16 protein-coding genes are annotated in these 20026 nt (G+C 70.7%); 2 read left to right on the plus strand and 14 right to left on the minus strand.

Going from position 1 to position 20026, the window contains the following annotated elements:
• Positions 1-62: 62 nt before the first annotated feature.
• The 12 genes from IE198_RS14615 to IE198_RS14670 form a co-directional block, all read right to left on the minus strand.
• A complete protein-coding gene (locus IE198_RS14615; protein WP_229833934.1) occupies positions 63-344 on the minus strand; it encodes an STAS domain-containing protein in 282 nt (93 codons plus the stop codon).
• A gap of 122 nt (positions 345-466) precedes the next feature.
• On the minus strand, positions 467-1744 hold the full coding sequence (locus tag IE198_RS14620; protein WP_189886562.1) for a thymidine phosphorylase: 1278 nt from the start codon (positions 1742-1744) through the stop codon (positions 467-469).
• Between the two features lie 105 nt (positions 1745-1849).
• Positions 1850-2248, minus strand: a complete 399-nt coding sequence (locus tag IE198_RS14625; protein WP_189886563.1) for a cytidine deaminase — start codon at positions 2246-2248, stop codon at positions 1850-1852.
• The gene (locus tag IE198_RS14630; RefSeq protein WP_189886565.1) at positions 2245-3513 is read right to left on the minus strand and encodes an ABC transporter permease; all 1269 of its coding nucleotides are present in this window, start codon (positions 3511-3513) and stop codon (positions 2245-2247) included. Before IE198_RS14630 ends, IE198_RS14625 begins: the two co-directional genes overlap by 4 nt.
• Positions 3510-4616, minus strand: coding sequence for an ABC transporter permease (locus IE198_RS14635; RefSeq protein ID WP_189886567.1), 1107 nt, complete (start codon positions 4614-4616; stop codon positions 3510-3512). The genes IE198_RS14630 and IE198_RS14635 overlap by 4 nt, the downstream gene beginning before the upstream one ends.
• The gene (locus tag IE198_RS14640; protein ID WP_189886938.1) at positions 4613-6175 is read right to left on the minus strand and encodes an ABC transporter ATP-binding protein; all 1563 of its coding nucleotides are present in this window, start codon (positions 6173-6175) and stop codon (positions 4613-4615) included. Before IE198_RS14640 ends, IE198_RS14635 begins: the two co-directional genes overlap by 4 nt.
• Positions 6176-6381: 206 nt before the next feature.
• Positions 6382-7434: a BMP family lipoprotein gene (locus IE198_RS14645; RefSeq protein WP_189886569.1), complete on the minus strand. Its 1053-nt coding sequence runs from the start codon at positions 7432-7434 to the stop codon at positions 6382-6384.
• A gap of 890 nt (positions 7435-8324) precedes the next feature.
• Positions 8325-9560 carry an amidohydrolase gene (locus IE198_RS14650; protein WP_189886940.1) on the minus strand — a complete coding sequence of 412 codons (1236 nt, stop codon included), beginning with the start codon at positions 9558-9560 and terminating at the stop codon, positions 8325-8327.
• Between the two features lie 206 nt (positions 9561-9766).
• On the minus strand, positions 9767-10801 hold the full coding sequence (locus IE198_RS14655; protein ID WP_189886571.1) for a hypothetical protein: 1035 nt from the start codon (positions 10799-10801) through the stop codon (positions 9767-9769).
• Between the two features lie 153 nt (positions 10802-10954).
• Positions 10955-11878 (minus strand): N-acetylneuraminate synthase family protein, encoded by a 924-nt coding sequence (locus tag IE198_RS14660; protein ID WP_189886573.1) that lies wholly within the window; start codon positions 11876-11878, stop codon positions 10955-10957.
• Between the two features lie 12 nt (positions 11879-11890).
• On the minus strand, positions 11891-13174 hold the full coding sequence (locus tag IE198_RS14665) for an acylneuraminate cytidylyltransferase (protein WP_189886575.1): 1284 nt from the start codon (positions 13172-13174) through the stop codon (positions 11891-11893).
• Between the two features lie 71 nt (positions 13175-13245).
• Complete coding sequence (locus tag IE198_RS14670) at positions 13246-14562, minus strand: DUF6716 putative glycosyltransferase (protein WP_189886577.1); 1317 nt, start codon at positions 14560-14562, stop codon at positions 13246-13248.
• A gap of 187 nt (positions 14563-14749) precedes the next feature.
• On the opposite strand from IE198_RS14670, the gene IE198_RS14675 reads away from it, so the two are divergent.
• Both IE198_RS14675 and IE198_RS14680 read left to right on the plus strand, forming a co-directional pair.
• Positions 14750-15733: a glycosyltransferase family 2 protein gene (locus IE198_RS14675; RefSeq protein WP_189886579.1), complete on the plus strand. Its 984-nt coding sequence runs from the start codon at positions 14750-14752 to the stop codon at positions 15731-15733.
• Positions 15733-17067 carry a polysialyltransferase family glycosyltransferase gene (locus tag IE198_RS14680; protein WP_189886581.1) on the plus strand — a complete coding sequence of 445 codons (1335 nt, stop codon included), beginning with the start codon at positions 15733-15735 and terminating at the stop codon, positions 17065-17067. Before IE198_RS14675 ends, IE198_RS14680 begins: the two co-directional genes overlap by 1 nt.
• A 492-nt stretch (positions 17068-17559) precedes the next feature.
• On the opposite strand, the gene leuE is transcribed toward IE198_RS14680, so the two are convergent.
• A complete protein-coding gene (gene leuE, locus IE198_RS14685; RefSeq protein WP_189886582.1) occupies positions 17560-18207 on the minus strand; it encodes a leucine efflux protein LeuE in 648 nt (215 codons plus the stop codon).
• 44 nt (positions 18208-18251) lie between these two features.
• Complete coding sequence (locus tag IE198_RS14690; RefSeq protein WP_189886584.1) at positions 18252-19832, minus strand: acyl-CoA mutase large subunit family protein; 1581 nt, start codon at positions 19830-19832, stop codon at positions 18252-18254.
• Positions 19833-20026: the final 194 nt, after the last annotated feature.

Consider the following 20026-nt stretch of genomic DNA (forward strand, 5'->3'; position numbering starts at 1 on the left):
ACCGCCGAAGAAATCCTCGAATCCCTCGCCCGCTTCTGCCGACGGATCTCCGGCGCAGGACACTAGACGGCATCGGCCAGTTCGGGCAGGCCCACCAGTTCCAGCAGGGCGAGCAGATCGGATCCGGCGTTGCGGAGCCGGAGCCGAGTGCTCTGCCGCCGCGCGGTGAGGTGCAGGCGGGCGAGGGCGTCCACGGTGGCCAGGTTCACCTGCTCGAGTCCGCCGATGTCGCAGAACACCTCGTCAGGAGGAACGCCGCCCGTCCCGTGGTGACGGAGCAGGCGGCTGAGCTCCTCGCAGAGGCGCGAAGCATCGCCGGGGGTGATCCTCCCGGTGATGCGCATGACAGCAGGCTCTATGGCGTCCACGTCAGGATGACCGCCGCCGCTCGGGGAACTCATCGCGGCGGCGGGCAGGACCCGGGCGGGACCGGCGGTTCGCACCGGTCCCCTTCGACCGCGGCAGGTCAGGCGATGCGGTCCAGCACGATGGGATTCGCGGTGAAGTCCGCGCCGGACTCGGCGATGTCGTAGGCGGCGTGCAGGGACCGCAGCGCGTAGTCGAACTTCTCGGGCGTGTCCGTGTGGAGCGTCAGCAGCGGCTGGCCGGCGGTCACCGTGTCGCCCGGCTTGGCGTGCAGCTCGACGCCCGCGCCGGCCTGGACCGGGTCCTCCTTGCGGGCGCGGCCGGCGCCGAGGCGCCAGGCGGCGATGCCGATGTCGTAGGCGTCGAGGCGGGTCAGCACGCCGGAGGCCGGGGCGGTGACGACGTGCTGCTCCCGGGCGACGGGCAGGGTGGCGTCCGGGTCGCCGCCCTGCGCGGCGATCATGCGGCGCCACACGTCCATCGCGGAGCCGTCGGCGAGGGCCTTCGCCGGGTCGGCGTCCTTGATGCCGGCGGCGTCGAGCATCTCGTGCGCGAGCGCGAGGGTGAGTTCGACGACGTCCGCGGGGCCGCCGCCCGCCAGGACCTCGACGGACTCGCGGACCTCGAGGGCGTTGCCGGCGGTCAGACCGAGCGGCGTGGACATGTCGGTGAGCAGGGCGACCGTCTTCACACCGCTGTCGGTGCCCAGCGCGACCATGGTGGAGGCCAGTTCGCGGGCGTCGTCGATGTTCTTCATGAAGGCGCCGGTGCCGACCTTGACGTCGAGGACGAGCGAGCCGGTCCCCTCGGCGATCTTCTTGGACATGATCGAGGAGGCGATCAGCGGGATCGCCTCGACGGTGCCTGTGACGTCCCGCAGGGCGTAGAGCTTCTTGTCGGCGGGGGCGAGGCCGTCGCCGGCCGCGCAGATGACCGCGCCGGTGGTCTCGAGGACGTTCAGCATCTCCTCGTTGGAAAGCAGGGCCCGCCAGCCGGGAATGGACTCCAGCTTGTCGAGCGTGCCGCCGGTGTGGCCGAGGCCGCGGCCGCTCAACTGGGGCACGGCCGCGCCGCAGGCTGCGACCAGCGGGGCGAGCGGGAGCGTGATCTTGTCGCCGACGCCGCCGGTGGAGTGCTTGTCGGCGGTGGGGCGGGAGAGCGAGGTGAAGTTCATCCGCTCCCCGGACGCGATCATGGCGGCGGTCCAGCGGGCGATCTCGGTGCGGTTCATGCCGTTGAGGAGGATGGCCATGGCCAGCGCCGACATCTGCTCGTCGGCGACCTCGCCGCGGGTGTAGGCGTCGATCACCCAGTCGATCTGCTCGGGGCTCAGCTCGCCGCGGTCCCGCTTGGTGCGGATGACGGAGATGACGTCCATGGCATTTCCTCCAGGTTGATCTGCCCGCGCTCTACGCGCATAGAAAGAGGGTAAGGGCGCGGCCCTTCCGCCGGCAGCGGAAGGGCCGCGAGGTGTTGCTCTTGCTCAGTCGAGATGGCCCGGCCCGAAGGCGTGCGGCAGCATCTCGGAGAGCGGCAGGACCCCGGCCGGGGTGTCCAGCAGCAGTCCGGGGCCGCCGAACTCGTACAGCAGTTGTCGGCATCGGCCGCACGGCACCAGCAGCTCGCCCCGGCCGTCGACGCATGTGAAGTGGGTCAGCCTGCCGCCGCCGGTGGACTGCAGCTGCGAGACGAGGCCGCACTCGGCGCACAGCCCGAGCCCGTACGAGGCGTTCTCGACGTTGCAGCCGGTAACCGTACGGCCGTCGTCGACGAGGGCGGCGACGCCGACCGGGTAGCCCGAGTACGGGGCGTACGCGTGCGACATCGCCTCGCGCGCCAGCGCCCGCAGGGCGTCCCAGTCGAAGCCGTCGTCCGCCGTCACTTGCCCTGGCCCTTGAAGTACGGCTGACCGTTGGCCTTGGGCATGCGCAGCCGCTGTGCGGACACCGCCAGCACGAGCAGCGTGGCGACGTACGGCGCGGCGTCGACGAACTGGCTCGGCAACTCGTCGGTCAGCGCGTACCAGGTGAACAGCAGCGCGGAGAACGCCGCGGAGACCACGGCCTGGACGTACTTCTTCTTGTAGAGCAGCCAGAACACCGCGATCAGCAGCAGGATGGCGAGCAGCAGCAGCATCGCGTGGACGTTCATCGCACCGCCGCGCAGCTTGAGGCTGTCGGTGAAGCCGAACAGGCCCGCGCCCAGTGCCATTCCGCCCGGCATCCAGTTGCCGAAGATCATCGCGGCGAGACCGATGTAGCCGCGGCCGCCGGTCTGGCCCTCCTGGTAGATGCCGGTGATGATCGCGAGGAACGCGCCACCGAGGCCGGCCAGACCGCCGGAGACGATCACGGCGATGTACTTGTACTTGTAGACGTTGACGCCGAGCGACTCGGCGGCGACCGGGTTCTCACCGCAGGAGCGCAGCCGCAGACCGAAGCTGGTGCGCCACAGCACCCACCAGGTGCCGGGGACGAGCAGCAGCGCGACGACGGTCAGCAGCGACAGGTTGGTGACCAGGCCGCCGAGGACGCCGGCCAGGTCGGACACGAAGAACCAGTGCTTGGCCTGGAGGTCGCCCAGGGCGTCGGAGAGCCCGGGGATCGTGATGCGCTCGATGGCGTCGATGCGCGGCGACTGCTTGGAGGAACCGCCCTCGGTCTCGGCGAAGGTGAAGTTCGACAGATAGCGGGTGAGGCCGGTGGCCAGGATGGTGATGGCGACGCCGGAGACGATGTGGTTGACCTTGAAGGTCACCGTCATCACCGCGTGCAGCAGACCGCCGAGCGCACCGCCGACGATGCCCAGCAGCACACCGGTCCACGGGCCCCACTGGTAGCCCGCCCAGGCGCCGAACCAGGTGCCGAGGATCATCATGCCCTCGAGACCGATGTTGATGACGCCGGCCCGCTCGGCCCACAGTCCGCCGAGGCCGGCGAGACCGATCGGCACGGCGAGCTGGAGCGCGCCGGAGACCTGGCCGATGGAGGTGAGGTCGTTCGCGCCGCTGATGACCCGCACCAGCGAGAACAGGGCGAGTCCGCCCGCGATGATCAGCAGGATGACGGGCAGGGACAGCTTGCGGCGGCCGCCGCCCTTCTTGGGCGCGGTGTTCGCCATGGAGACGGTGCTCGTCGACTCGCTCATGCCGCCACCTCCTTCTTCTTCCGGGCCTGCGCGGCAAGCTCCTCGCCGACCTTCTGCTGCTGACGGCGGAGCCCGTACTGACGGACCAGTTCGTAGGACACGACGACCGCGATCACGATCAGGCCCTGCATGATCAGCGCGATCTCCTTCGGATAACCCTCCAGGCCGATGCCTTCCGCCGTCTTGTCCAGGAAGGCGAAGAGCAGTGAGGCGAAGAAGATGCCGATGGGGTTGTTCCGGCCGAGCAGGGCGATACCGATGGCGGTGAAACCGACACCGACCGGGAAGCTCAGGCTGTACGTGTGGGTCTGGCCGAGCAGCATCGGCATGCCGGCCAGGCCCGCCATGGCACCGGAGATCAGCATGGCGGTGAGGACCATCTTCTTGGCGTCCACACCGCTCGCCTGGGCGGCGGACTCACTGGCGCCGGTGGCGCGCAGGTCGAATCCGAAGCGGGTGCGGTTCAGCACGAACCAGTAGACGATGCCGAGCGCGAAGGCGACGAAGGTGAAGCCGTAGATCGTGCCGCCGTCCAGCGCCAGGCCGGGGAACCAGCCGGACTCGGCGATGATTCCGGTGTTCAGGTCGTTGGAGCCCTCCGGGCGCACACCGAGGTTCGCCGGCAGGATCATCCAGGCGATCAGGCTGGTCGCGATGGCGTTGAGCATGATCGTGGAGACGACCTCGCTCACCCCGCGCGTGGTCTTGAGGACGCCCGCGATGCCGGCCCAGGAGGCGCCGACTGCCATGGCCACGAGCACGATCAGCAGGACGTGCAGCGGACCGGGCAGTTCCACCGCGGCACCGACGACTGCGGCGAGCATGACCGCGAGGCGGTACTGGCCGTCGACGCCGATGTTGAACAGGTTCATCCGGAAGCCGATGGCGACGGCCAGGGCTGCCAGGTAGTAGATGCCGGTCTGGTTGACGATCAGGACCTGGACGTCCGTGAACTGGATCTGGTCGATCATCAGCCGGTACGGCTCGAGCGGGCTGAGGTTGGAGAGCAGCAGCACCACCGCGGTGAGCAGGAAGGCCACGACCAGGGCGAGCGCCGGGCCGGCCAGGCCCAGGATCAGCCGGTCCTTGTCGAACTTCTTCATCGGCTCTCACCGTTCTCGTCGTGCTCGAGGTGGCCGGACGTGGCACCGGTCATGGCGGAGCCCAACTCCTCCGGGGTGATCGTGGCGGGGTCGGCGTCGGCGACCAGACGGCCGCGGTACATCACACGCAGGGTGTCGGAGAGTCCGATGAGCTCGTCCAGGTCTGCGGAGATCAGCAGCACGGCCAGACCCTCGTGGCGCGCCTCGCGGATCTGGTCCCAGATCTGCGCCTGCGCGCCGACGTCCACACCGCGGGTGGGGTGCGCGGCGATCAGCAGCTTCGGCGCGTGGCTCATCTCACGGCCGACGATCAGCTTCTGCTGGTTGCCGCCGGACAGCGAGGCGGCGGTGACCTCGATGCCGGGCGTGCGCACGTCGTACTCGCGCACGATGCGCTCGGTGTCCTGGCGTGCGGCCTTGAGGTCGAGCAGCCCCTTCTTGCTGTTCGGCTTCTCCGTCACATGGCCGAGGATGCGGTTCTCCCACAGCGGGGCGTCCAGCAGCAGGCCGTGCCGGTGCCGGTCCTCCGGGATGTAGCCGATGCCGCCCTCGCGGCGCTTGCGGGTGGCCGCGTGCGAGATGTCGGCGCCGTCGAGCGTGACGACACCGGCGTCGGGGTCGCGCATGCCCATCAGGGCCTCGATGAGCTCGGTCTGGCCGTTGCCCTCCACACCGGCGATGCCCATGACCTCGCCCTTGTGGATGGTGAAACCGATCCCGGCGAGGACCTCGCGAACCACGCCGTCCGGGTCGGTGGCCGTGAGCCTGAGGTCCTCGACCTTGAGCATCGGCACGTCCGTGACCGTCGACTCCCGGGTCTCCGGCGACGGCAGCTCGGTGCCGACCATCAGCTCGGCGAGCTGCTTGGTCGTGGTGCTCCTCGGGTCCGCGGTACCGACCGTCGTACCGCGGCGGATGACCGTGATCTCGTCGGCGACCGACAGCACCTCGCCCAGCTTGTGCGAGATGAAGATGACGGTCAGGCCCTCGGCCTTGAGCTCGCGCAGATTGTCGAAGAGCGCGTCGACCTCCTGCGGGACGAGCACGGCGGTCGGCTCGTCGAGGATCAGCGTGCGGGCGCCGCGGTAGAGGACCTTGAGGATCTCGACGCGCTGGCGGTCGGCGACGCCGAGCTGCTCGACGAGGACGTCGGGACGCACCCCGAGGCCGTACGCGTCGGAGATCTCCTGGATCTTCCTCCGGGCCCTGGCACCGATGCCGTACAGCTTCTCTCCGCCGAGAACGACGTTCTCCAGGACGGTGAGGTTGTCGGCCAGCATGAAGTGCTGGTGCACCATGCCGATGCCGAGGGCGATGGCGTCGGCGGGGCTCGAGAAGGTGACCTGGTCGCCGCCGACGGTGATGGTGCCCTCGTCCGGCTTCTGCATGCCGTAGAGGATCTTCATCAGGGTCGACTTACCGGCACCGTTCTCACCGACCAGGGCGTGCACGGTGCCCTGGCGGATCGTGATGTCGATGTCGTGGTTGGCGACGACGCCGGGGAAGCGCTTGGTGATGCCGCGCAGTTCTACGGCGGCAGGAGGGCTGGACGCGTTGATGACGCACTCTCCTTGGCGGGAAGGAGCGGGAAGGCAGGCGGAAGGGGCGGGCTGTGGTGGTCATGGGGGCGTGGCGAAGTTATCGCGCCGGAACGCCCTCTACGCGCGTAGCGCTCCCGAATACCAAAACCCGGGGGCCGGAAACCGGTCCGCGGGCCGTGGGGCTCACGCCCCGGGCCCGCGGACCTGCGGTACCGGCCGCTCGGTTACGGAGCGGTCTTGACCTTGATCTTGCCGGCGGTGATGTCGGCCTTGGCCTTGTCGACCGCCGCGATGACGTCCGTCATCTTGGTGAAGGCCGGGTTGGAGCGGGCCAGGGCGACGCCGTCGTCCTCGAGGCCGTAGCGGATCTCACCGGTCTGCGGCTTGCCGTCCTGGACCGACTTGATCAGGTTGAACACGGCACCGGAGACGTTCTTGGTGACCGAGGTCAGGATCTGGTTCTTGTAGGCGGCCAGACCCTTCTGGTTGTACTGGTCCGAGTCGACGCCGATGGCCCACTTGCCGGCCTTGGCGGTCGCCTCGATCGAACCGGAGCCCGCGAGACCGGCAGCCGCGTAGATCACGTCCGCGCCCGCGTCGAGCTGGCCCTGCGCGGCGGCCTTGCCGAGGTCCGGCTTCGAGAAGCCGCCGAAGTCCGGCGGCTGCGTCAGGTACTGGACCTTGACGTTGACGCCCTTCTTGGTGTCCTTGACGCCCTGGACGAAGCCCGCCTCGAACTTCTTGATCAGCGGGGTCTCCACACCGCCGATGAAGCCGACGGTGTTCGTCTTCGTCACCTTGGCGGCGGCGACGCCGGCCAGGTAGGAGCCCTGCTCCTCGTTGAACACAAGGTTGGCGATGTTCGGGCCGGTCTTGGAGGTGTCGTCGATGAGACCGAAGGTCGTCTTCGGGAACTTCGGGGCCACCTCCGCGATGGCGGGCGCGTAGGCGAAACCAACACCGATCACGGGGTTGTTGCCGGCCCGCGCCAGCGCGGTCAGGCGCTGGATCTTGTCCGGGTCGCCCTCACCCTCGCTGGGCTCGGCGTCGTTGCCCTCGATGTCGAGTTCCTTCTCGGCCTTTTCCAGGCCCGCGAAGGCGGCGTCGTTGAACGACTGGTCGCCGCGGCCACCGATGTCGTACGCGATGGCGGCCTTGCCGCCCTTGTCGTCCGAGCCGCTGGACTCGGACGACGACTTGCTGCCACACGCGGTGGCAGACAGTGCGAGAGCCGCGGACGCGATGCCCACGGTGGCGATCCTGGTGATCCGGCGCACTGGGGGGCTCCTTTAAACCTGACCGAAAGCGCCACTTCCGGCGCTGGGTTCGCGGCGATCGTAACGCGCGTAGATGTCAGTTAAAGACCCGTTCATCAGTCGTTATCGGATCGTCGCGAAGCCCTTTGGGATCGGCAGCCAGGTTATGCCCCGGCCACGGCCTCGCCGCGTCCCGGCGTGTCGCCCGGTCGGGGGCCCCTGGGGCGGGCGCGGGGCCCGCCCGCGTTGTCGGGCGGGGCCCGGGCCGGGTGCGTGGCGTTCTGGGGGCGGGCGGCGGGCCCGGCAGGCGGGGCCCGGGCCGGGTGCGTGGAGCCCTGGGGACGGGCGCCTCCGGGCGGGCGCGGGTCCGGGGACGCGCCCTGGGGGCGGGCGCCTCCGGGCGGGCGCGGGTCCGGTGGGCGGCGTCCGGCATCCGGGCGCCGGATCTGGGGCGGGGCCGGCCTGTGCGTATTACCTGGGGGGCGGGCCCGCGTTTTCCGGGCGGGGCCCGAGTCCGGTGGCCGGTGTCCGGGTGCCGCTCCGGGCCTGTCCGGTCTCTCGCGCCCCCCTGAGCCCCCGGTCCGGTGGTTTCGCTCCCGCAGGTAGATCGGTACGGGTGGGGAGATGCCCCCTTGCCGAGACCGGGCTCCGTACCCGTTCCGGGGGCTCCGCCCCGCACCCCCGCGCCCCCTTCGGGCGGCGCGGGAGGTATCGCATCCCGTCCGGGCCCTGGATACCGAGCGAAGCCCGATACCGGGGCGGATCCCCCGAAGCACCGTGCGGAGCGCGTTGGCGGGTCCGGACGGAGCCCGTTTCGGCCAGGGGGCGGGGTGGGCGCAGGCCCGCCCAGCGGAACCTGCTCCGGACCCGCCACGAAGGGAACGCAACGCCCCCGGATCCGACCCGGCGGGTCAGAGCGGCAGGCGCGCGTCCAGGACGGCCGCCGCCGTGAAGAGTTCGACGCCCACCGCGATCGCCGACTCGTCGACGTCGAAGTCGCCCCGGTGCAGGTCGCGGCGGACCGTGTCGCCCGGCACGCGCACGCCCAGGCGGGCCATCGCGCCCGGGACGTGCTCCAGGTACCAGGAGAAGTCCTCGCCGCCGAGGCTCTGTTCGGTGTCCTCGATCGCATACGATCCGCGCCGCGCCGTCTGCGCGTCGCGCAGCAGGTCGGTGACGACGGGGTCGTTGACGACCGGCGGGACCCCGCGGACGTAGTTGATCTGGGACTTGGCCCGGTGCAGCGTCGCGATCTCGTCGATGGCCGCGTGCACCAGGTCGGGCGCCTCGCGCCACCCCGGCAGGTCGAGGCAGCGGACGGTGCCGGAGAGTTCGGCGTGCTGCGGGATGACGTTGCAGGTGTGCCCGGCTTCGATGCGACCCCAGGTCACGGCGAGGCCGGACCGCGCGTCGACGCGGCGCGCGAGGAGGGCCGGCACCTCGGTGACGATCTTGGCCGCCGCGGTGACCAGGTCGGTGGTCAGGTGCGGGCGGGCCGTGTGGCCGCCGGGGCCGTCGAGGGCGACTTCGAGGCGGTCGCAGGCGGAGGTGATGGGTCCGGGCCGCAGCCCGATGATGCCCGCGTCGACCTTGGGGTCGCAGTGGACGCCGATGATCTTGTTGACACCCTCGAGCACGCCGGACTCGATCGCGTCGGCCGCACCGCCTGGCAGCACCTCTTCCGCGGGCTGGAAGATCAGCCGGACGGGCTGCGGCAGGGCCCCCTTCCGGTCGAGCTCGGCGAGCACGAGCCCGGCGCCGAGTGCGACGGTGGTGTGCACGTCGTGGCCGCAGGCGTGGGCGCGGTCGGGCACGGTGGAGCGGTAGGGGACGCCGGTCTTGGTGTCGGGGATGGGCAGGGCGTCGATGTCGGCGCGGATGGCGAAGAAGGGCCGTACGACGCCAGGAGCCGGCGTACCGATGTCGCAGATCAGGCCGGTGCCCGCAGCGAGGACCCGGGGCTTGAGCCCGGCCTGCTCGAGGCGCGCCTTGATGACGGCGGTGGTGCGGAACTCCTGGTTGCCGAGCTCGGGGTGCATGTGCAAGTCGCGCCGGAACGCGATCAGTTCGGCACGCAGCGACTCGGACAGCGTGCCGGGCAGTGCGATTGCGCCGGGCCGTTCGACTTCTTCTGACTCGCGGGACATCAACTGGTTCACCCAGTGAAGGGTATGCCCCTTCTCGCCTCAACTGCCGTGCGATCAACAAAACATCAGCCTCATAGGGGACAGGATTTTGGTCACACGGCGATTGGTTGCCTTTGATAGTGGGTAAACTCACGCGACTCGCTATTGAGTCGATCTTCCCCTTTCAGGCGGTGTCCGTCCGCTTACTGCGGCCTCTTCTCGGCTCTTCAGGCCGGTGCCGGCAGCCGCTGCACATCACGGGCCGTGCCCGTGACCCCGGCCAGGAAGCCCTGGGCGCGCGGCGAGGCGCTTTCCTTGAGCCATTCGGGCGCAACGTCGCAGACCGCCACCTTGATGCCCGTGCCCGCCAGGGCCAGCGGCAGGGTGTGGACGACGGTGGAGGGAAAGCTGAGGACCGTTGCTCCGATCGGGCCGCGCCGGGCGATCAGCTCGAGCGGCAGCTCCGGGCGGACCACCTCCAGGCCGGTCTCCACGGCGAGCCGGTGCAGTTTGTCCGCATTCTCCCTGCGGTGCGCGAAGTAGCGGGTGGCGCCATGGGTGCGGGCGAGTGCGGAGACCGCCTCCAGGTACTGCCCGAGATCGATGACGCCGGTCTCCACGAGGGAGGTGCCGACCAGGTCCGCGCCGCGGGTGATGGTCGGCGGGCCGAACCGGGAACGGGTCCAGGCGAAGACGTTGCGGGTGACCGTGATCCCCGGCTGCGGTTCGACCGGCATGGAGGTGAAGACCTCGACCGACCGGTCCTTCGACGGGCTGAGCCGACGCCGCGCCAGGAACGTCACCGGCGCGAGCACCAGCTCGCGGGGCCTGCGGCGGCCCCCGCGCCGGTGCCAGCGCACCAGCTGTTCGCCACGGGCGACCTGGGCGACGAACTCCATGGTCGCGGTGCCGTCGTCCACGACGGTCACGTCCTTCCTGCCGACCAGGGTCAGCAGGAGCTGTACGTACCGGGAGAACGGGTCGCCGATGACGATGCGCTCGGCACGGCGCAGTACCGGGGCGAGCCGGCGCAGCGTGCGCAGCGGGGCGCCCGCCCCGCCGCGCGCCTCCTGCCAGCGGACGGTGAAGCCGGCGTCACGGGCCAGCTCGGCCATCCGGCGCAGCTGGCCGCGGGACATGGGGTCGGTTGGCGACAGCACGACCACGATGAGGCTGTCGGGCCCGGGCGCGACCGGCGCGGCGTGGGCCCACTCCAGGACGTTCAGGAGCTGGACCGGACTCTCGACGAAGGCGAGATTCACTGGTTGTCACCTCGTGATGCCGGGCCGGCCTGCGGCCGGGTCCGTGGCTGACCGCCCCGGAGGGCGTTGGTTGCTTGCGGTCCGCGTGGCCGCGGGGTCCGGGGGCCTGCCCCGGACCCGGTGACACCCGCGCGAAGCGCGTCCGCGCGGTCGTCAGACCGCGGCCGGCTCACGGTCGCCCGCCTCGGCCACGACACCCGCGACGCGGCGCAGCTTCTTCATGGGGGCGAGTTCGGAGTCGTAGACCTTCTTGACACCGTCGCCGAGCGCCTCCTCGATGGTGCGGATGTCGCGCACGAGGCGGGTGAGGCCCTGCGGCTCGACGGAGGCGGCCTGGTCGGAGCCCCACATGGCACGGTCGAGCGTGATGTGGCGCTCGACGAACGCGGCGCCGAGGGCGACGGCGGCAAGGGTGGTCTGCAGACCGGTCTCGTGGCCCGAGTAGCCGATCGGGACGTTCGGGTACTCGCCCATCAGGGTGTTGATGACCCGCAGGTTGAGCTCCTCGGCCTTGGCCGGGTAGGTCGAGGTGGCGTGGCAGAGCAGGATGTTGTCGCTGCCGAGGACCTCGACGGCGTGGCGGATCTGCTTCGGGGTGGACATGCCGGTGGAGAGGATGACCGTCCTGCCGGTGGCGCGCAGTGCGCGCAGCAGCTCGTCGTCGGTGAGCGACGCGGAGGCGACCTTGTGGGCGGGGAGGTCGAACTTCTCCAGGAAGGCGACGGCCTCGGTGTCCCACGGGGACGCGAACCAGTCGATGCCGCGCTTCTTGCAGTGCTCGTCGATCTGGCGGTACTCGTCCTCGCCGAACTCGACGCGGTGACGGTAGTCGATGTACGTCATCCGGCCCCAGGGGGTGTCGCGCTCGATGTCCCACTGGTCGCGCGGGGTGCAGATCTCCGGGGTGCGCTTCTGGAACTTGACCGCGTCGCAGCCGGCTTCGGCGGCGGCGTCGATCAGGGCGAAGGCGTTGTCCAGGTCGCCGTTGTGGTTGATGCCGATCTCACCCGTGATGTAGACGGGGTTGCCGGGGCCGGCGGTCTTGGTGCCGAGGGAGCGCAGACGGGACGTGCTCATGGGGGTGGTTCCTTACTTCTTGGGGGACATGGGGGTGGATTCAGGGGTGTTGAGCGTCGGGCCGAGGAGCCAGGCGGCGATCTCGCGGATCGCCCCCTCGCCGCCGGGCGTGGCAGTGACGGCACGGGCGGCGGCGCGTACGGAGTCGTGCGCACTGGCGACGGCCACGGGCCAGCCGACGAAGTCGAAGCACCGAAGGTCGTTGACGTCGTTGCCGACGTAGAGCACCCGCTCGGGTGCCAGGCCCCGCTCCTCGCACCACTGCTTGAGTGCGAGGTCCTTGCGGTCGATGCCGTGCAGGACGGGGATCCGGAGTTTGCGGGCACGGGCGGCGACGACCGGGTTCTGCTCGGTGGACAGGATCAGCAGTTCCAGGCCGGCCTTGCGCAGATGGGAGACGCCGAGGCCGTCGCCGCGGTGGACGGAGACGATCTCGCGCCCGTCGGCGTCGATGAACACGCGGTCGTCGGTCTGTGTGCCGTCGAAGTCGAGGACGACGGCGTCCACGTCGGCGCGTCCGGGCACCGCGGCGGTGTCCAGCAGCGGCGCGAGCGCGCGGGCGCGGGCCAGGTCGTGCGGGTCGTCGACCTCGAGGACCCGCGCCGGGTCGGTGCGCACCAGCGCGGTGCGGCCGAAGAAGCGGTGCCCGGCTTCGCGGAATCCGGGCGCTGACATGGCGTACGCGGCGCCGGTCTCCAGGAAGTCCTGCGGGCGGTCCTGGCGGCGGGGCCGGAACGACGAGTCGTGGTTGACGCCGTAGCCGGTCCCGGTGGCGGTTTGCGTGGCGGTGTCGACGAGCACGGCGGCACCGCCGCCGGCCCGTTCCGCGCTCTTCTCCGCGGCGTCGGCCGCCTCGTCGGTCTCGCGCCACACGAAGCCGTGGAAGGGCGCCACGGTCACTGCGCTGTCGGCGCCGTCCAGGACGACGGCGCGGGCGACGCCCTCGATGTCCTCCCTGGCGATGAAGGGGCTGGTGCACTGTACGAGCAGCACCACGTCGACGGGCGCGCCGTGCACGGCCTCGTGGGCGTCCATGGCGTGCAGTACGGCCGACTCGCTGGTGGCGGTGTCCCCCGCGATGGCCGCGGGCCGCAGCACGACCTCGGCGCCTGCGCCGCGGGCGACGGCCGCGATCTGCGGGTCGTCGGTGGAGACCGCGACATGGGTGACGAGCGGGGCGTCGAGGCAGGCGCGGACGGCCCGCGCGACGAGCGGTACGCCGCCCACCGCGGCCAGGTTCTTGGCCGGGACGCCCTTGGATCCACCGCGGGCGGGGATCACGGCGAGAACGGTCATCGGTGGCTCCAGACGTTCTTGACGCTCTTGGCTCTTCTGGCGGGGCTCTTCTGAAACGTGGATGTCGGGGGTCACAGCTCGCCCATCCGCCGGATCACGGGCGCGACGCGCTGCACGCCGTGGCGGTACGCGCCGCGCGCCACCTCGCGTACGGCGTCGCGCACCACCCGGCGTACGCCCGTGACCTCGGCCTTCGGGGCGGCGCCGGCCAGCGGAGTGCCGTCAGGGGCGAGGTGGTGGCGGGCGAGGAGGGCCGGCAGGTAGCCGGGCGCGGTGGTCGGCGTGTAGTACGGCGCCGGTGCGGGCAGCGCGGGGACGAGCAGCAGCTCGGCGACCCGCTTGCGTGCCTCGTCGAAGGCGCTGTCGTACGAGCCGTCCGCCGCGACGCCCTGGCGCGAGAGCCAGCCGGCGTCGGGGGTGGGACGGTGGCCGCCGTCGAGCTGGTCCCAGGAGGCGAGCAGACCGGAGCCGAGGAAGTGGTGGTTGCCGAGGGCCTCGCGCACCCCGAGGTCGGTGAGCACGGCGGTGGGAATGCGGCGGTGCAGCGCTTCGAGCGCCGCCGTGGACGACACGGTGACCAGCAGATCCGTGCGGTCCAGTACCTCGCCCATGTGCCCGTACACCAGGCGGAAGTTTGGTGGCAGACCGCCGGGCAGCCTGTCCGCGAGCTTCTGGTACGGGAGTTCTTCGAGGTGGGTGGTGTGCTCGCCCGGCTTGGAGCGGAGCTTCAGCAGCACCTCGCGGTCGGGGTGGCGCCGGGCGTGCTCCACGAGCCTGCGCAGCAGGTACGTACGGTCGGCCCGGGACTCCGGCACGGACGGCTGGACGGCGAAGACGACGGTGTCGCGGCCGTCCTCGGCCTGGTACGGCGCGCCGCCGAGGAAGGGCAGCGCCGCCTCGGTGACGGCACAGGCGTCGGCGCCCACTCCCTCGTACACGGCGCGGAACCGCTCCGCATCGTGGCGGGAGTTGGCGAGGACGACATCGGCGCCGTGGCGCAGCAGCAGCCCGTCGGACAGCTTCTCGTAGACGACACCGACGTAGCCGGTGACGACGACGGGCCGGCGTTCGAGACCGAGTGCGGCGAGCCCGTGCAGCATGGCCTGGACTCCACCGCCCACGAGGGCGAGCACGACGACGTCGTACGTCTCGTCCTTCATCGCCCGCAGGAACTCGTTCCCCGTCACCTCGCGCAGATCGTCGGCGCGGACACCCACTTCCGCGAGCTGGCGGGCCGTGGGTGTGGCCCGGCCGCGCAGCAGAAAACCGCTCAGCGCGACGGAGGTGCTCGGTGCAATGCGGCGCGCGGTGAGCGCGCCCCATTTCCACCGGGTGTCGGAGTCGGCGAGTACGGCGACCCGTACAGCCTCGCTGGTACTTGTTGGCACGTCGAGGACGTTAGAAAGCCATTTGGTTTCACGGCCCAACTCGACTGCAACAAAGGGTTAACAGAGCGTCTACGGACGGCGAAGCAGGCCGGGAAACGGATGGGTTAACAAGCTGGCCGCCTGGCGTTCACCTGACATCCTTGTGTGCGTCGATGCGAATGACGCGTGGCCGCCTAACCTCACGCAGGTGGTTAAGCTCTCCGTCATCGTGCCGTTCTACAACGTGCAGACATATGCCCCCGACACACTGCGAAGCCTCATGGCGAATGCCCGCGCCGACTTCGAGTTCGTGCTCGTCGACGATTGTTCGACGGACGGGACTCCGGAGATCCTGCAGCGTGCGGAGCGTGAGCTTCCCGGCGCGGTCCTGGTCAGACACGAGCGGAACGGTGGTCTGGCCACCGCCCGCAACACCGGCCTGGACGCCGCGAACGGGGAGTACCTGACCTTCCTCGACGGCGACGACTGGCTGGCGCCCGGCCACTTCGAGCACCTGCTGGCCGCCATGGAGGACCTCGGGTGCGACTTCGTCCGTACCGACCACGTGCAGTGCACCGGCCGGTCCCGCTCGGTCCACCGGGTGCCGGTCGGCCGGCGCGGCGAGGTCCTGCGACCGCGTGACGTGATCCTGCCCTCCGACCGCTCGACGGCGGTCGACTACCCGTACGCCTGGGCCGGGATGTACCACCGGCGCCTCGTGGACCGCGGACTGCTGCACTTCACGCACGGCCTGCGCACCGCGGAGGACCGGCCGTGGATCTGGCGGCTGCACCGTGAGGCGGACTCGTTCGCCGTGATCAGCCACCTGGGAATTTTCTACCGCCGAGGTATCGCGTCGTCGCTCACCCAGATCGGCGACATCAGACAGCTCGATTTCATCAAGGCATTCGACCAGGTGATCGAGGAAACTGCGAATGACCCCGAATCGGACCGTCTGTTGCCGAAGGCCGTTCGCACCTACTGCGCCGTCATTTCCCACCATCTGGGATCCGCCGAAAGGTACGAACCTGCTGTGGCACGGAAATTGCGGACGATGAGCGCGGCCGCACTGAAGCGTATGCCGCAGGACGTGCTGAAGGAGGCGCTCGACTCCATGGACGCCGAACGCGCCTCGCGGCTGCGCAGGGCGCGCAGGCGCCCCGCTCCTCTCTCCGTGGAGGCGGCAGCCTGATGGCCACGACGCAGATCTTCTTCGCCTCCTCGCTCTTCGGCGCCGCCACACTGGCGGCCGCGATCGACAGCGGCGCCTTCGCCGACGCCGACCGCCGGCTGCTGCTGGTCTCCAACAACGCGGCGAACCCGGAGACCACCCCCGCCCTCGACGAGATGGAGGGCTTCGAGCGGCTGCGCGACCGCTTCGACGGGCTGCTGTCCTGGAACGAGACCATCTCCCCCTTCCATCCCGGCGGTTGGGCTCCACGCGGCGACGACGTGCCGCTGTGGGAGCGGTATCTGCGCCGGCTGTGGGACCTGGGCGAGGACCGGATCGAGCTGGCGGTCGAGTCCATCCAGGTCAACCCGGCGCTGGCGATCGCCCAGCTCTTCCCGGACGCGGCGCTCGACGTGTACGCGGACGGGCTGATGAGCTACGGCCCCACCCGCAACAAGATCGACCCGCTCGTCGGCGAACGGGTGCGGCGACTGCTGCACCTGGACCTGGTGCCCGGTCTGAGGCCACTGCTGCTGGCGGAGTTCGGGGTGCAGCCGCAGCTGGTGCCGACGGAGGCCTTCGTCAAGGTCGTCGGCGAACTCTCCGACGCGGTGCCGGACGCCTGCGCGGGCGTGCCGGAGGGGCCTGCGCTGCTGCTGGGCCAGTATCTGGCGGCGCTGGACATCCTCTCACCGGCGGAGGAGGAGGAACTCCACGTCCGCATGCTGGCGGGCGCGGCCGCCCTCGGGCACCGCCGGATCGTCTTCAAGCCGCACCCCACGGCTCCGGCCGCGTGGACGCGGACGCTGGAGCGCCGGGCCGAGTCCCTCGGGGTCGAACTCACCGTGCTGGCACGGCCGCTGCTCGCGGAGGTGCTGTTCAAGCAGATGCGTCCGGCGCTGGTGGTGGGGTGCTTCTCCACGGCGCTGTTCACCGCGGGCACCTTCTACGGCGTCCCGGTCGCCCGGATAGGCACGGTGCCGCTGCTGGACCGGCTCACGCCGTACCAGAACAGCAACCGCGTACCGCTGACCATCGCCGACGCGCTGCTGCCCGACCTGGCGGCGGGCGAGGCGAGCACTCCGGCCGAGGCCGGCGAGGAACTCGCCGGCCTGCTCTCCGCGGTGGGCTTCGCGATGCAGTCGCAACTGCGGCCGGATCTGCGGCCGGCCGCCGAACGCTTCCTCAGGACCAGCCTGGACGAACGCACCGCGCGCTACTTCAAGCGACGCCGTCTCACGGTCCTCGGTCTGCCGGGCGGCGTCCCGGTGCCACGGGGGCAGGTGGCCCGCCGGGTGGTGCGGCGGGGGCGGCGACTCAAGCGGGTCCTCAAGCGGGTCGCGGCACTGGGCTGACGCGCCCCCCGCACGCTGCGCGGGGCCTTTCCCCCGCCCCGCCGCCGGCGGGCCCGCCCGCCGCGGCACTGGGCTGACGCGGTGCCGGGCTGACGCGGTGCCGGGCTGACGCGCCGCCACGCCGCCGGGGCCTTTCCACCGCCCCGCCCCTTCGACTGCGGTTCCGCCGCGTGGCGCGGGGCGCCCCCAGCCCCCTACCGCGCTCCGTGTGGTGTCCGCGGCCCGGAGGGCTGGATTTCGCTGCGTGAACATCGGCCCCGACTCGGGGCACTCCCCTGCACCTGGCGGCGTGGGAGGCACGCCCGCCCACGGCGGGCCGGGCCGCAGGGCGAATGCGAGGCGTGGTGGTCCGGGTGGGGTCCCCAGGGCCGCCAGGCCCGGGGAAGGAGCCCCGTGGAAGCGTCCGGGGCGGAGCCCCACCACGCGCTGTGGCCGTAAATGCGGCTACAGCGGAGAGGGGCTGGGCTGGAGAATCGGTCCCGCAGCGGAGCGTTACGTCCCGCTCAGCGACAGCTTCACCGCGAAGCCCAGGAACAGCGCGCCCGCCGCCGACGTCGCCCCCGCCGACAGCCGCCTCCGGCGGCGGAACGCGGCTGCGAGGTGCGTGCCCATGAAGATCAGCAGCGTCAGGTAGAGGACGCTCGCCGCCTGCGCCAGCGCGCCGAGCACCGTGAACGACAGGGCCGGGTATGCGTACGCCGGGTCCACGAACTGTACGAAGAAGGCGATGAAGAACAGGATCGCCTTGGGGTTGAGCAGGCTGATCACGAACGCCCGGCGGAACGGCCGCTCCCCGGTGGGGGCCTCGGAGACGACCTCTGCCACCCGCTCCCGCCGCGTGCGCCACATCGCCCGGGCCGCGCGCAGCATCCCGATCGCCAGCCAGGTCAGATAGCCGGCCCCCGCGTACTTGACGATCCCGAACAGCACGGCGTTCGCCTGGAGCAGCGAGGCCACGCCGGCGGCCGAGAGCACCATGAGGACCGTGTCGCCGCACCACACACCTGCGGCGGCCTTGTAGCCGGTGCGCACACCGCGGCGCGCAGCCACGGACAGCACGTACAGCGAGTTCGGCCCCGGCAGCAGAATGATCAGGACGAGGCCTGCGAGATACGTCGGCAGATCGGTGACACCCAGCATGGGCGGAAGTGTCGCACACGGGTACGACACTCCGCCCATTCGCCTCAGAACGCGTCGGTCGGGACGTACGTCCCCCACACCTCGCGCAGCGCGTTGCACACCTCGCCGACGGTGGCGCGCGCCTTCAGCGCGTCCTTCATCGGGTAGAGGACGTTGTCCGTGCCCTCCGCCGCCTTCTTCAACTGCGCGAGCGCCGCGTCCACGGCGGCCTGGTCGCGCTCGGCGCGCAGCTTCGCCAGCCGCTCCGCCTGCTGTGCCTCGATCGCGGGGTCGACGCGCAGCGGCTCGTACGGCTCCTCGGTGTCCAGCGTGTAGCGGTTGACGCCGACGACCACGCGCTCGCCCGAGTCGGTCTCCTGGGCGATGCGGTAGGCGCTGCGCTCGATCTCGTTCTTCTGGAAGCCCCGCTCGATGGCGTTGACCGCGCCACCGAGGTCCTCGACACGTTCCATCAGCGCGAGCGCAGCCGCTTCGACGTCGTCGGTCATCTTCTCCACGACGTACGAGCCCGCGAAGGGGTCGACGGTCGCGGTGACGTCCGTCTCGTAGGCGAGGACCTGCTGCGTGCGCAGGGCGAGGCGGGCGGACTTGTCCGTCGGCAGCGCGATGGCCTCGTCGAAGGAGTTGGTGTGCAGCGACTGCGTGCCGCCGAGAACGGCCGCGAGGCCCTGCACGGCGACCCGGACGAGGTTCACCTCGGGCTGCTGGGCGGTGAGCTGCACGCCGGCCGTCTGCGTGTGGAAGCGCAGCATCAGCGACTTCGGGTTCTTCGCGCCGAACTCCTCCCTCATCACCCGCGCCCAGATGCGTCGGGCCGCACGGAACTTGGCGACCTCTTCGAGGATGGTCGTCCGGGCGACGAAGAAGAAGGACAGCCGGGGCGCGAAGTCGTCGACGTCCATCCCGGCGGCGACCGCGGTACGGACGTACTCGATCCCGTCGGCGAGCGTGAACGCGATCTCCTGCGCGGGCGAGGCACCGGCCTCCGCCATGTGGTAGCCGGAGATCGAGATCGTGTTCCACTTCGGGATCTCGGCCTTGCAGTACTTGAAGATGTCCGCGATCAGCCGCAGCGACGGCTTGGGCGGGAAGATATACGTGCCGCGGGCGATGTACTCCTTGAGCACATCGTTCTGGATGGTGCCGGTCAGCTTGTCCGCGGGCACGCCCTGCTCCTCACCGACCAATTGGTAGAGGAGGAGAAGGAGGGCGGCGGGGGCGTTGATCGTCATCGACGTGGAGACCTTGTCCAGCGGGATCCCGCCGAACAGCACCCGCATGTCGTCGATCGAGTCGATGGCGACGCCGACCTTGCCGACCTCGCCGTGCGCGATGGCGGCGTCGGAGTCGTGGCCCATCTGGGTCGGCAGGTCGAAGGCGACGGAGAGGCCCATCGTGCCGTGGGCGATGAGCTCCTTGTAGCGGGCGTTGGACTCGACCGCAGTGCCGAAACCGGCGTACTGGCGCATCGTCCAGGGCCGGCCCGTGTACATCGACGGGTACACACCGCGCGTGAAGGGGTACGCACCGGGCTCGCCCAGCTTCTCGGCCGGGTCCCAGCCCTCCTGGTCGGCCGGCCCGTAGACCGGCTTGATGGGCAGTCCCGACTCGGACTCGCGCGCCATGTGACTGTGCCTCCCGCTGAACCTACTGACAGGTAACAAATGCTGCGACGGACTGTAGCGGCGGGCGGGCGACGGATGGAGCGCCGTGCGCTGGGACCTTGCTCACAGCCGCGCGCCCCACGACCCGCCGGACAGCCCCTCACCGTGTCACGTCTGTCCCCCAACTGTTACCCCCATGATGCCCGCGATTGCGC

The sequence above is a fragment of the Streptomyces xantholiticus genome (assembly GCF_014651015.1).
GTDB lineage: Bacteria > Actinomycetota > Actinomycetes > Streptomycetales > Streptomycetaceae > Streptomyces > Streptomyces xantholiticus.